Below are 14,124 nucleotides of genomic sequence, written 5' to 3'. Positions count from 1 at the left end.
TCTTATCCTCTTTTCCATCTTGTACCTTGAGCGGTATCTTCTAAAATAATATTACGATCTTTTAAATCATCGCGAATTTGATCTGATAATGCAAAATCACGATTTTTACGAGCTTCAATACGTTTTTGAATAAGCGCCTCAATTTCTTCATCTAGTAACTCTTCTTGTGCTAATTCTAACCCTAAAATATCAAATAATGTTTCAAGTTGTTTTACGTATGCTTGAATTACCACTGTAGACGTATGTTCTTCCAGTAAATATTGATTTGCATGATTTGCTACATTATATAACTCAGTGATTGCATTAGCAGTATTGAAATCATCATTCATCGCTTCTTCAAATGCAGTTTGGAATTTTTCCAGATCAGCTAACCATTTCTCATTATGATCTGTTAAATCCGTACTACTTTCCATACGGTGTTTCAAATTACCGTAAGCTGTTTTAATTCTTTCCAGTCCGTTATTTGTGCTTTGTAATAACTCTTCACTGAAATTAATTGGGTGACGATAATGTACTGATAGCATAAAGAATCTAATTAACTGCGGATCATATTGCTTAATGATATCGTGAACTAAAATGAAGTTCCCAAGTGACTTAGACATTTTCTCATTATTAATATTAATATATCCATTGTGCATCCAATAACGTGCAAATGTTTTTCCTGTTAGCGCCTCAGACTGCGCAATTTCATTCTCATGATGAGGAAATGCCAAGTCTTGACCACCGGCGTGAATATCAATTGTGTCCCCTAAGTATTTACGCGCCATTGCCGAGCATTCGATATGCCAGCCTGGACGACCTTGACCCCAAGGGCTTTCCCAGAAGATTTCTCCTTCTTTCGCAGCTTTCCATAGTGCAAAATCAAGAGGGTCTTGTTTCTTTTCTCCTACTTCAATACGCGCACCGTGACGTAAGTCCGCGATCGGTTGATGTGATAACTTACCGTACCCTTCGAATTCCTTCGTTCTAAAGTACACATCCCCTTCTGATTCATATGCATATCCTTTATTCACAAGTTCTTGAATAAATTCAATAATAATATCCATATTTTCTGTTACACGCGGATGAACTGTTGCATGTTTGCAACCTAATGCTGTTACATCTTCAAAGTACGCTTCCACGAAACGGTCCGCAATTGTCGGCACATCTTCGCCTAACTCATTTGCTGCTTTAATTAATTTATCATCTACGTCAGTAAAGTTAGATACATACTGCACATCGTACCCTTTATATTCTAAATAACGGCGCACTGTATCAAATACCATAGGTGGTCTTGCGTTCCCGATGTGAATATAGTTATAAACTGTAGGTCCGCATACATACATCTTCACCTTATTTTCTTCTAATGGAATAAACTCTTCCTTTTGACGTGTTAACGTATTATAAATGTGAATAGTCATTTTTATCCTTCCTTTCTACCTTTACTTCAAGTTGTTTTTTCAATTTATCAAGTTCTACTTCCATGACCTTTAATTTATCAAAAATTGGGTCTGGAAGGTCGGAATGATTTAATTCTTGACCGATCTTTACTCCATTTTGAATAACGACTCGGCCAGGTATACCTACAACTGTAGAATGTGCAGGGACTTCTTTTAATACGACAGAACCTGCTCCAATTTTAGAATTCTCTCCAACTGTAATAGAACCTAGTACTTTAGCACCCGTTGCAATTAATACATTATCCTGGATTGTAGGGTGCCTCTTTCCCTTTTCTTTACCCGTACCACCTAATGTAACTCCTTGATAGATCGTTACATTGTCACCAATTTCGCACGTTTCTCCAATTACAACCCCCATTCCATGGTCAATGAAAAAACGACGACCAATTGTTGCTCCTGGATGAATCTCAATGCCAGTAAAGAAACGACTAACTTGTGAGATCCAACGTGCAATAAAGAAGAAATTCTTTTTATAAAAAGCATGTGCAATTCGATGGGCCCAAACTGCATGTAATCCAGAGTAAGTCAAAATGACTTCGAAATAACTTCTTGCCGCTGGATCCTGTTCAAAAACGACTTCAATATCTTCCCGAAGCCTCTTAAACATCGACGTTCCCTCCCCTTTATGGGCTGCTTTTTCGAGTGAACTAACTCCCTACTTATCCCCCTAAATCTTTATACACGTGGATAAAGCTTATACTCACACCCAGTTTTACGGTATAAAAAAAGACGCCTCTGTCATATTGACAGAGACGCCTTATAAGCGCGGTTCCACTCTGTTTAGGCTAAAAAAGCCTCAAACTCATCTCTGATAACGGTGTACACCGCTTCTGCTTACTTTACGTCCTAAGACGTTTCGCAAAACCATTTGCTGTTCAGCAGAAGACTCGAAGGGGCATTTCAAAAACCCGCTTATAAACCACTTCCAGCCTAAGGTGGTTCTCTCTGTAAAAAGCCTGATTTTCTACTTCTCCTTCTCGTCGCTTTTCCTTATTAGGTTTTAAGTATACTTATTATATTTCTAAACCTAGAAAATGTTAACCAATTACTTTTTGAAGACGATTTAAAACTTTTTCTTTTCCAAGAAGTGCAATAGCATTAGGAAGCTCTGGGCCGTGTGTTTGACCAGTAGTTGCAACACGGATTGGCATAAATAAGTTTTTACCTTTATGACCTGTTTCCTTTTGAACTGCTTTAATAGCAGCCTTAATTGCTGCCGGTTCCATAGCTTCTAGTGCTTCTACTTGACCAGCAAATGCACGAAGTACTTCTGGTACTTGTTCACCTTTTAATACTTCTTGTCCTTCTTCTTCATAATCAACATGATCTTTGAAGAACATTTCAGAAAGCTCTACAATTTCAGCTCCAAAGCTCATTTGTTCATGATATAACGCAATTACATCACGAATCCAAGCTTGTTCTTGTTCACTTAAAGTTTCACCTATACGTCCAGCCTTCACTAAATGCGGTAAGCTTAATTCTACCACCGTATCTAAATCTTGCTTTTTCATATATTGGTTGTTCATCCATTTTAGTTTTTGAGAATCAAATAATGCAGGTGATTTTGATAAACGAGCTGCATCGAACATTTTGATAAACTCTTCTTGAGAGAAGATTTCTTCTTCTCCTACTGGCGACCAACCTAGTAATGCAATAAAGTTAAAGATTGCTTCTGGAAGATATCCAAGCTCTTTATATTGCTCAATAAATTGAATAATAGATTCATCACGCTTACTTAATTTTTTACGGCTTTCATTTACAATTAAAGTCATATGACCGAATTGTGGAATATCCCAACCGAAAGCTTCATAAATCATCATTTGTTTTGGCGTGTTTGAAATATGGTCATCACCACGAAGCACGTGTGTAATTTCCATTAAGTGATCATCTACTGCTACTGCAAAGTTATAAGTTGGAATCCCATCTTTTTTCACAATAACGAAATCACCGAAATCATTTGAATGGAATGCAACTTCATCTTTTACAATATCTTTAAATGTGTAATCACGGTCAGCTGGTACACGGAAACGAATACTTGGAATACGTCCCTCAGCTTCAAATTCTTTCACTTGCGCTTCAGTTAAATCACGGTGGTTACCTGCGTAACGAGGTGTTTCACCACGAGCAATTTGCCCTTCGCGTTCTGCTTCTAGTTCTTCTTCTGTCATATAACATTTGTAAGCTAAACCACGCTCTAATAAATCTTCATATAACTTTTTATAAATATCTAAACGCTCTGTTTGACGATATGGTCCAAATTCACCACCAACATCAACACCTTCATCCCAGTCCATACCGAGCCATTTCAAGTATTTTAATTGGCTTTCTTCTCCACCAGCAACATTACGTTTTACATCAGTATCTTCAATACGAATAATAAACTTACCATCTTGATGACGAGCAAATAAATAATTAAATAATGCCGTACGCGCATTTCCGATATGTAAGTGTCCTGTTGGACTTGGCGCATAGCGCACTCTCACTTGCTTTTCCATAATTGGTACACCTTCCATTCTTAATGTCAACACATTCTATAATTGTACACCAAAAAAATGTGATTATCCATCTTACGAATTAAAAACCATTATTTTTTCTGTAATAAAACAACTGCTTGAGAAGCAATTCCTTCTTCTCTACCTGTAAATCCTAATTTTTCTGTTGTTGTTGCCTTTACATTGATATTATCAATAGACGTTTCTAATAGTTCACTAATGCGTTTACGCATACTTTCAATATGTGGTGCCATTTTTGGCTTTTGAGCAATAATTGTACAATCTAAATTTCCTAATTCATAACCTTGTTCACGCACAAATTCCCAAACCTTTTGCAACAATACAGCTGAATCAGCATCTTTAAAGGCAGGGTCTGTATCAGGGAAATGTTTTCCGATATCTCCTGCTGCAATTGCACCTAAACAAGCGTCCGCGATTGTATGTAACAATACATCTGCATCGGAGTGACCGATTAATCCTTTCTCATGAGGAATTGTAACCCCACCAATAATTAACGGTCTACCCTCTGCGAATTCATGTACATCAAAACCTTGTCCAATTCGAAACATTTTTTACATCCTCCTCAAGCTAAACTACTGAGCTTTATGATTCTATATTATATCGCTATCTTTATAAAGAAAAGCCCGGCTGTTGCCGAGCTTTTCTTCGCTATAATCATTGCTATCATTTCTTTTGAACGTGAAGAAAACTTTCAGCAATTAGTAAATCCTCTGGAGTCGTCACCTTAATATTATAGTAACTCCCCTCTACTACACCTACTTGCTTCCCGATACGTTCTACCAGACTTGCATCATCTGTACCAAGAAAACAACTCTGTTTCGCACTTCTATGAGCTTCTAACAAAAGAGAAACAGAGAACCCTTGCGGTGTTTGTACAGCTTTCAGCTGAGATCTTTCTACTGTTTCTACAACAACACCCTGCTCTACTTTCTTAACAGTATCTTTCACTGGCACCGCACAAATGGAAGCTCCATATTTTTCTGCTGCAGTTAATACATCTTGAATCACTTTATTCGTTACAAACGGGCGCGCACCGTCATGTACAAGAACATACTCAACATCACTCGTATGCTGAATCGCGTTATATACACTATCTTGTCTTTCAGCTCCACCTTGAATAAATTGCACTGGCTTTTTAACCGGATACTTCTGCATTAACTCTTCAAAATACGGGCGCTCTTCTTCATTAATTGCCATAATAATATTTTTACATGCTTTATCCTTTTCAAAAGCACGTAACGTATGCACAATAATCGGTACTTCATTAATAAGTAAGAACAACTTATTTTTGCCAGCACCCATCCGCTTTCCTTGACCCGCTGCTGGAATAATTAATGTATACATATTAATAATCCTCTACTTATAATGCTTTTTCTAATAATTTACGTTTGGCAAAAATCATACGCCCCGCCGATGTTTGTAACACACTCGTAACGAGTACATCGAGTTGTGAGCCCACATATTCTCTACCATCTTCTACTACAATCATTGTGCCATCATCTAAATATGCCACACCTTGATTTTGTTCTTTTCCATCTTTTACAACATAAACACTTAGTTCTTCACCTGGGAGTACAACAGGTTTAATTGCATTAGCTAAATCGTTAATGTTTAACACCGTTACCCCTTGTAATTCAGAGACCTTGTTTAAGTTGAAGTCATTCGTTACTACCGTTCCACCAGTGATTTTCGCTAACTTTACAAGTTTGCTATCCACTTCTTGAATATCGTCGAAATCGCCTTCATAAATTTCTACCGGAATCGGCATCTCTTTTTGAATACGATTTAAAATATCTAATCCTCTGCGACCACGATTACGTTTTAAAGCATCAGAAGAATCGGCAATGTGCTGAAGTTCTTCTAACACGAATTGTGGAATGACAATTGTTCCTTCTAAAAACTTTGTTTGGCAAATATCAGCAATACGTCCATCGATAATTACACTTGTATCAAGAATTTTCCAATGCGCTAAAGATTCTTCTACCTCATTTTCTGGTTCTTCATTCTCACTATTATTATTTTTCTTCTTCCCACGTTGTGGTAATGTAAATAATCCTAGCAATTCATTCCTCTTTTTAAACCCTACTTGGAATCCTAAATATCCTAGTAAAAGAGTAAAGAACACTTGCAACACTGTACTAATAACTGGAATTGTAAATTCACGAATTGGTATTAAAATTAAATACGCAACAATAAGCCCAGAGATTAACCCTAATGTACCAAATAAAACATCTGCTACAGGCGCCTTTACAAGAGCCTCTTCAATATGCTTAATAAGTTGAACAATATAATCTACAAGCCAAAATGTTGTTAAAAATAAAATAATTGCACCAATAATTGCACGAACATACGATCCTTCCAATAAAGGAACGGCACCGATGTCTAATACATTAATAACTTTTGGGATTAAGTAAATCCCTAACGCTCCCCCGATTACTAAAAAGAAGAGCTGTACAATCCGTTTTAACATCCAACCACCTCCTACTCATTATTAACCATTGTTTCGCTAATCAAAACGCCGAATGCAAAAGCGGACGTGTTTTTTTATAAATAGTTTTATTTACCAATATATCATATCATATACCAAAAATGTTCTAGTGTCGTTATATTATGGAATCAATGTAATATTCTTAATTGTGTCTACTCATATAGAGATGCTCTTGAATTCTTTTTAGGCCTTCTCGTATTTTCTTCGCCCTGACTTCTCCAATTCCTTCCACATCATCTAATTCATTAATAGTTGCACGACAAACACCCTGCAAGGTTTTAAATCGATTAATTAAATTTTCAATGATAAGTGGTGGAACACGCGAAATTTTGCTTGTGATTCGGTATCCTCTCGGCGTCACACTTTCTTCTAAGCTCGTTTGTCCCGGATATCCGAGCAATTTAACTAAATCACTATCCTCTAGAAGTTGTGTATTCGCAAGCTCTTGTAACTTTTTCAAAATTTGATGATGGTCTTGTGTTTTTTCTTGATAGTAATCTTTAATTAATAGCGCTGCCTCTGCTTCTAAGTCGGCTAGTAGTTCCGTAAGTTGTAAACGAATTAACCTACCTTCTGTTCCCAATTCATGAATATAGCTCAATATTTCATTTTTAATACGTAGTACCATTTCAACACTATGTAAAACATGAACCACCTCGGACATTGTAACAACCTCTTCAAATTCTAGAATGCCCAAATTCGTAATCCCATCATTCCATACAGCCTTATATTTTTCTAACGTCTGAATAGCCTGGTTTGCCTTTGTTAAAATAACACCTATATCTTTTAGTGTATAACGTAAATTCCCTTGGTATAGTGTAATTACGTTACGTCTTTGTGAAATAGCCACAACAAGGCTACCAGTCTGCTTTGCTACACGCTCCGCTGTTCGGTGGCGCATACCTGTCTCAATAGAGTCGATAGATGACTCTGGAACTAACTGTGCGTTCGCAATCAAAATTTTACTTCCAGTTTCATTTAAAATAAGTGCCCCATCCATTTTTGCTAATTCGTATAAACTAGCCGGAGAAAATGCACAATTAATATGAAAACCTCCATCAACAATACTTTTAATCTGCTCATTATATCCAAGAACAATTAATCCCCCTGTTTGTGCGCGAAGTACATTATCTATCCCTTCGCGCAGTGGTGTTCCCGGGGCCACAAGTTGTAAAATATTAATCATACTTTTGACACGTTGCTTGTTTTCTTCCATAGCCTAGCCTCCTAATGTCAAACGAAGCGCTTCTCCTAAATTAGATACACCAACTACCTCAATCCCATCTGGAATTGTCCATCCTCCCAAATTTTTTCTAGGAATAATAGCGCGTTGAAATCCTAATTTAGCTGCTTCTTGTACACGTTGTTCAATTCTTGATACTCTTCTTATTTCTCCAGTTAATCCTACTTCTCCTATTACTGCATCGGTTGGTGCCGTAGATTTATCTCTAAAACTTGAAGCTATACTTAAAGCGACAGCTAAATCAATTGCTGGTTCATCTAACTTCAAACCACCTGCTACTTTTAAATATGCATCCTGATTTTGCAATAATAAGCCTGTTCTTTTTTCTAGCACTGCCATAATAAGCGATACACGGTTATGATCAATTCCCGTTGCCATTCTTCGAGGGTTTCCAAAACTAGTAGGGGAGATTAATGCTTGTATTTCTACTAAAACTGGTCTTGTTCCTTCCATTGAGGCAACCACTGTTGATCCTGCAACCCCAACTGGTCTTTCCTCAAGAAAAATTTCAGAAGGGTTTAATACTTCTGCAAGGCCAAGCTCTTTCATTTCAAAAATACCCATTTCATTCGTAGAACCAAAACGATTCTTTACTGCTCGCAAAATGCGGTATGTATGATGACGGTCTCCTTCAAAGTAAAGAACTGCATCGACCATATGTTCTAACATACGAGGTCCTGCAATCGCTCCCTCTTTTGTCACATGTCCAACGATAAAAATAGGGATCCCTTTCGTTTTTGCAAGTTTCATTAATTCCGCTGTACATTCACGAACTTGTGCCACACTTCCCGGCGCTGATGTTACTTCAGGTAGATGTATTGTTTGAATAGAATCAATAACAACAAAGGCTGGGTTCACCTCTTCAATATGTGTTGCAATTCGCTGTAAATCCGTCTCTGATACAACAAATAGATTACTACCATTTACATGTAAACGATCCGCACGCAGTTTAATCTGTTTTGCTGATTCTTCACCCGATATATATAGGACATCATATGAAGAATCTGCTAATTGCGATGATATTTGTAACAGTAACGTTGATTTTCCAATCCCGGGGTCTCCACCAATCAGTACTAAGGATCCATCTACAATCCCGCCACCAAGTACACGGTTAAATTCTTGAAATTTTGTTTCAATACGCGCCTCAGACTTTGTTTCCACTTCTGTTAGACGTCTTGGTTTTGTTACTTCTGTTTGAATTGCATTGGCATAATTAAGGCGCCTTGATGATACAACTGGTTCCATCTCTTCAACAAGCGTATTCCATTGACCACATCCAGGGCATTTCCCCATATATTTTGGTGACTGATACCCACACTCTTGACATGTGAATTTTGTTTTCTTTTTAGCCATATTGTTTTATATCTCACTTCACTTTCATCTATAACAATTTATCCTTGTCGTACAAGAAAGAGGGCTATCTCGTAGCCCTCTTAGTTTGTCTATACTTATTTTACCTTTTCAGCACTATGAATGACAAATGATTCTCCTTCAACATCAAAGATAACTTTTTGTCCTTTCTCAATAGCACCTTTTAAAAGTTCTTCCGATAGTCTATCTTCTACATGTTTCTGAATTGCTCTACGAAGCGGACGAGCACCGTACTCTCGGTCAAACCCTTTATCAGCAATAGCCGAAATCGCTCCTTCTGTTAAATGCAATTCAATTTCTTGCTCTTTTAAGCGATTTACTAACTGATTTACCATAAGTGTTACAATCTCTTGAATATGTTTTTTCTCAAGCATATGGAACACGATAATTTCATCAATACGGTTTAAGAATTCTGGACGGAATGCCTTTTTCAGTTCATCCATTACTTTACCTTTCATATCTGAATAATCGCGGCTCTCATCTTGTACGTTAAATCCAAGATGCTTATTACGTTTTAATGCTTCTGCACCAACGTTAGATGTCATAATAACAATTGTATTACGGAAATCAACTGTACGCCCTTTAGAATCTGTTAAGCGACCATCTTCTAATACTTGTAGTAAAATGTTAAACACATCAGGATGAGCTTTCTCTACTTCATCTAATAAGACAACTGAATATGGCTTACGGCGAACCTTTTCTGTTAATTGTCCACCTTCTTCATATCCAACATATCCTGGAGGAGATCCAACTAAACGAGAAGTAGAATGCTTCTCCATGTACTCAGACATATCGATGCGAATCATTGCATCCTCATCACCGAACATAGATTCTGCCAACGCTCTTGCTAGCTCCGTTTTACCTACACCTGTTGGTCCTAAGAAAATAAATGAACCAATCGGACGTTTCGGATCTTTCAAGCCTGCTCTAGCACGACGAACAGCTTTCGCTACAGCTACTACCGCTTCATCTTGACCAATAACACGATCGTGAAGAATCGATTCTAAGTTTAATAATTTATCAGTCTCTGTTTGTGCAAGTTTAGAAACCGGGATACGAGTCCACGTAGAAACGACATTTGCAATATCTTCTACTGTCACTTCTGAGTTTTCTTTTCCTTGTTGCTCTTTCCATTGACGCTTCGTATCTTCTAACTTCTCACGTAAGCGTTGTTCCATATCACGTAGCGAAGCAGCTTTTTCAAATTCTTGACTTTGTACAGCTGCATCTTTCTCTTTTCTAATTTCCTCAAGCTTCACTTCAAGCTCTTTTAGATTTGGTGGTGTTGTATAAGAGCGTAAGCGAACCTTTGAAGCAGCTTCATCAATTAAATCAATTGCTTTATCTGGTAAGAAACGATCTGTAATATAACGATCTGAAAGCTTTACAGCTGCATCAATTGCATCATCCGTAATAGATACGCGGTGATGTGCCTCATAACGATCGCGTAAACCTTTCAAAATTTGAGTTGATTCATCTAAACTTGGCTCATCAACGTGAATTGGTTGGAAACGTCTCTCTAAAGCTGCGTCTTTTTCAATATATTTGCGGTATTCATCTAACGTTGTCGCCCCAATACATTGTAATTCACCACGAGCTAAAGATGGTTTTAAAATATTCGATGCGTCAATAGCACCTTCTGCGCCACCTGCACCAATTAATGTATGAAGTTCATCAATAAATAGAATGATATTTCCTGCTTGGCGGATTTCATCCATTACTTTCTTCAAACGGTCTTCAAATTCACCACGGTATTTCGTTCCGGCTACCACCGTACCCATATCTAGTGTCATAACACGCTTATCTCTTAAAGTTTCAGGAACTTCATTATTTACAATTTGTTGTGCTAATCCTTCTGCAATTGCCGTTTTACCTACACCAGGCTCCCCAATTAATACAGGGTTGTTTTTTGTTCTACGACTTAAAACTTCAATTACACGTTGAATTTCTTTACCACGTCCAATAACAGGATCTAAACGATTTTCACGTGCAACAACTGTTAAATCACGTGCTAAGCTATCAAGTGTTGGTGTATTTGCATTTGTTGAAGAACCACCTTGATGACCTGAACTTGCTTCATTACTTCCAAGAAGTTGCAATACTTGTTGTCTTGCCTTATTTAAGCTAACACCTAAATTATTTAAAACACGTGCTGCTACCCCTTCACCTTCGCGGATTAAACCAAGTAAGATATGTTCTGTTCCAACATAAGAATGGCCTAATTTGCGAGCTTCATCCATAGACAACTCAATAACCTTTTTAGCACGCGGTGTATAATGTACAGTTTGAGAAGCTTCTGTTCCGCGCCCAATTAACGCTTCTACCTCTTTTTGAACTTTCTCCGGGCTTAATCCAAGAGCAATCAACGCTTTTGCTGCAATTCCTTCACCTTCGCGTACAAGCCCAAGTAAAATATGTTCTGTTCCAATATTGTTATGCCCAATACGAATCGCTTCCTCTTGAGATAAAGCTAATACTTTCTGTGCTCTTTCTGTAAATCTTCCAAACATCATAGAAATCGCCTCCTACTTGCGCTTAGTTTTTTTCAATACGTAATCGCTCACGGATTAAGGTTGCTCTTCGATAATCTCTTTCTTCTGGTCCTAAAGGTCCTCCTGCATATTGTTGTAAAATGCCTGGTTGTGTAAGGACCATTAGCTCAGTCAAAATATTTCTCGATATACCTTTTATATATCCTAAATCAATACCAAGTCGTAAATCTGATAAGCAATTGGCTGCTTCCGCAGATTGAATTAAACGACTGTTGGCTAGTATGCCATAAGAGCGATAAACTTTATCTTCAAGCTCAATACTTGAATTTTGTACAATTAATTCTCTAGCCATCTTTTCTTGCTGTATGATTTGTTGAATGACACTCTTTAAATCTGCAATAATATCTTCTTCAGATTTTCCTAGCGTCATTTGGTTTGACACTTGAAATATATTACCTAACGCTTCGCTACCTTCACCGTATATTCCTCTTACTACTAACCCTAATTTTTGAATTACTTGTATAATACGGCTAATTCTTTTCGTTAAAACGAGTCCCGGTAAATGAATCATTACGGAAGCCCTCAATCCTGTACCAACATTAGTAGGGCAGCTTGTAATATATCCAAGTGATTCATCAAAAGCATATTCAACCTCTTTCTCAATCCAATTATCTATTTGATTGGCACTTTGAAGAGCCTCTGATAACTGCAATCCTGAAAATAAGCACTGAATCCGAATATGGTCTTCTTCATTCAGCATAACACTAATATGTTCGCTTTCTGACAATAGACATGCTCCATATTCTGTTCCTGCAAGGTTGGGACTAATTAAATGCTTTTCAACTAATACTCTCCTTTGAAGAGGCGTCAATTCATTCATTTGTAATAGCTCAAACTCTCCAAAAGGTTCTACCGTTTTATTTATAAATTCCTTTTTAAATAATTCTTGAATCAGTTTAGCTTCTTCTTCATTTTGCATAGTAGAGAATTGATATTTTTTAAAATTACGAGCCAAACGAATTCGACTACTTAAAACAATATCAGAATCAGGGCCATCCCCCTTCATCCATGGACTAATCGCTTCATTCATAATTTTGTCCAGTGACATAGAACTATTCCCCCTCTCTATGCTCACTAAGCTGATTTTCAAGGTTTCTAATTTTATCCCTTACTTCAGCAGCTTTCTCAAATTCCTCTTTCTGTACGTATTGTTTCAGAATGAGTTTTAGTTCATCTAATTCTTTCTTTAAGTGAATATTTCCTTCTATACGCTCCGGAATTTTTCCGCAATGATCTGTATGCCCGCCGTGAAGACGTTTTAATAACGGCTTTAAATGTTCCTTAAATGTATCGTAACAAGAAGCACATCCAAAGCGTCCTACCTTTGTAAGTTGCTCATATGTCATTTTACAATCTGGACATCTTAATATATTTGTGTTCGAAAATCCGCTTTTTCCTTCTTCAAACATTGTTGATTCACCGTGTAATAACCCAGCAAATAAATCATGGAATGAAAAGTTAGACTGCGATGATTGAAAGAAAGACGTATAGCCACTTTGTTCTGCACATTGCTCACAAAGATGAACTTCCGCCTTCTTTTCGTTAATTACTTTTGTATAATGTAAAGTTGCTGGTCTTATATTACAGTTTTGACAAGTCATCACTATCCCCACCTTTATAACAGGAATGATCTATCTCATAGTACTTTTCATACATTACTAGACTGTTCACTTTCCTTTATTCGTTTACATAAAAGTGCGTGTTGTTTTTTTCAAAACTTCTACAATATTTAACTGCTTTATCTCTTAGTTATTATTCTTTTACAAAAGCTGTATTTATTTATATTTCAGTGTTCTTAACATTGCGCATAATATTCGAGCCCTAAGTTCATCTTGAGAAGGAACATCCATTGATAATACAGAACGATCTAGTACGCTTAACATAAGTTTAGCTTCACGATTCGTTATGATTCCCTCTTCTATTAAACGTATAATCATACTCTCTGCATTTCCTTGCGCAACGCTATGATCAATCATATGAAGCATTTGATCAATAATGTCTATATCATCATGCAGTTTGACTTTTATAATGCGAATGTAACCTCCTCCACCACGTTTACTTTCTACTACAAATCCTCTTTCTAACGTAAAACGGGTATTGATTACATAATTGATTTGAGATGGTACGCACTCGAATCGATCCGCAATCTCATTTCTTTTGATTTCAATCACATTATTATTACTTAAGTCAATAACTTGCTTTAGATATTGCTCAATGATATCAGATATATTTCTCATTTATCCGCCACCTTTATTGACTTTGACTATCTTTGACTTTAATTATATACGTATTAATAAAATTTGCAACTCTTTTGCTTATTTACTATCCTAGCCACATTTTCCTGTATTTAATCAAAATAATAATTATTTAAATACATTTTTAATTACTATGGATTATAAAAAAAAACACGAAAAAACACGAGTCATTTGACTCGTGTTTAGTTGCTTGGCGACGTCCTACTCTCACAGGGACAAGGTCCCAACTACCATCGGCGCTAGAGAGCTTAACTTCCGTGTTC

12 protein-coding genes and 1 other annotated feature are annotated in these 14,124 nt (G+C 36.9%); all 12 genes read right to left on the bottom strand.

The window, feature by feature from the left end:
• Positions 1 to 2: 2 nt before the first annotated feature.
• The 12 genes from cysS to ctsR all read right to left on the bottom strand — a co-directional run bounded on the left by cysS (position 3) and on the right by ctsR (position 13,843).
• On the bottom strand, positions 3 to 1,400 hold the full coding sequence (gene cysS / locus PDQ68_RS22695) for a cysteine--tRNA ligase (RefSeq protein WP_000152256.1): 1,398 nt from the start codon (positions 1,398 to 1,400) through the stop codon (positions 3 to 5).
• Positions 1,381 to 2,046 carry a serine O-acetyltransferase gene (gene cysE, locus PDQ68_RS22690; protein WP_000476500.1) on the bottom strand — a complete coding sequence of 222 codons (666 nt, stop codon included), beginning with the start codon at positions 2,044 to 2,046 and terminating at the stop codon, positions 1,381 to 1,383. The genes cysS and cysE overlap by 20 nt, the downstream gene beginning before the upstream one ends.
• 138 nt (positions 2,047 to 2,184) lie before the next feature.
• Positions 2,185 to 2,429: a binding site (T-box leader), on the bottom strand.
• A 47-nt stretch (positions 2,430 to 2,476) separates the two neighbouring features.
• Entirely contained in the window at positions 2,477 to 3,934 is a 1,458-nt protein-coding gene (gene gltX, locus PDQ68_RS22685) for a glutamate--tRNA ligase (protein WP_000415154.1), read from the bottom strand.
• Between the two features lie 89 nt (positions 3,935 to 4,023).
• Positions 4,024 to 4,500: a 2-C-methyl-D-erythritol 2,4-cyclodiphosphate synthase gene (ispF, locus tag PDQ68_RS22680; RefSeq protein ID WP_000488396.1), complete on the bottom strand. Its 477-nt coding sequence runs from the start codon at positions 4,498 to 4,500 to the stop codon at positions 4,024 to 4,026.
• Positions 4,501 to 4,615: 115 nt separating this feature from the next.
• Positions 4,616 to 5,296: a 2-C-methyl-D-erythritol 4-phosphate cytidylyltransferase gene (gene ispD / locus PDQ68_RS22675; protein ID WP_000288294.1), complete on the bottom strand. Its 681-nt coding sequence runs from the start codon at positions 5,294 to 5,296 to the stop codon at positions 4,616 to 4,618.
• A 16-nt stretch (positions 5,297 to 5,312) separates the two neighbouring features.
• Entirely contained in the window at positions 5,313 to 6,422 is a 1,110-nt protein-coding gene (locus tag PDQ68_RS22670) for a PIN/TRAM domain-containing protein (protein WP_000919684.1), read from the bottom strand.
• Between the two features lie 160 nt (positions 6,423 to 6,582).
• Complete coding sequence (gene disA, locus PDQ68_RS22665; protein WP_000392168.1) at positions 6,583 to 7,656, bottom strand: DNA integrity scanning diadenylate cyclase DisA; 1,074 nt, start codon at positions 7,654 to 7,656, stop codon at positions 6,583 to 6,585.
• A 3-nt stretch (positions 7,657 to 7,659) separates the two neighbouring features.
• Positions 7,660 to 9,036 (bottom strand): DNA repair protein RadA, encoded by a 1,377-nt coding sequence (gene radA / locus PDQ68_RS22660; RefSeq protein ID WP_001085212.1) that lies wholly within the window; start codon positions 9,034 to 9,036, stop codon positions 7,660 to 7,662.
• Positions 9,037 to 9,131: 95 nt separating this feature from the next.
• Positions 9,132 to 11,567 (bottom strand): ATP-dependent protease ATP-binding subunit ClpC, encoded by a 2,436-nt coding sequence (gene clpC, locus PDQ68_RS22655; protein WP_000971179.1) that lies wholly within the window; start codon positions 11,565 to 11,567, stop codon positions 9,132 to 9,134.
• Positions 11,568 to 11,589: 22 nt separating this feature from the next.
• The gene (locus tag PDQ68_RS22650) at positions 11,590 to 12,654 is read right to left on the bottom strand and encodes a protein-arginine kinase McsB (protein ID WP_016716245.1); all 1,065 of its coding nucleotides are present in this window, start codon (positions 12,652 to 12,654) and stop codon (positions 11,590 to 11,592) included.
• A 4-nt stretch (positions 12,655 to 12,658) separates the two neighbouring features.
• Positions 12,659 to 13,207: a protein-arginine kinase activator protein McsA gene (locus tag PDQ68_RS22645; protein WP_000128394.1), complete on the bottom strand. Its 549-nt coding sequence runs from the start codon at positions 13,205 to 13,207 to the stop codon at positions 12,659 to 12,661.
• A gap of 174 nt (positions 13,208 to 13,381) precedes the next feature.
• Positions 13,382 to 13,843 (bottom strand): transcriptional regulator CtsR, encoded by a 462-nt coding sequence (gene ctsR, locus PDQ68_RS22640; RefSeq protein WP_061183208.1) that lies wholly within the window; start codon positions 13,841 to 13,843, stop codon positions 13,382 to 13,384.
• Positions 13,844 to 14,124 lie beyond the last annotated feature (281 nt).

It is taken from the genome of Bacillus cereus group sp. Bc010 (genome assembly GCF_027716745.1).
In the GTDB taxonomy this organism is placed as follows: domain Bacteria; phylum Bacillota; class Bacilli; order Bacillales; family Bacillaceae_G; genus Bacillus_A; species Bacillus_A pacificus.
This window is presented reverse-complemented; position numbering and strand designations above follow the sequence as displayed.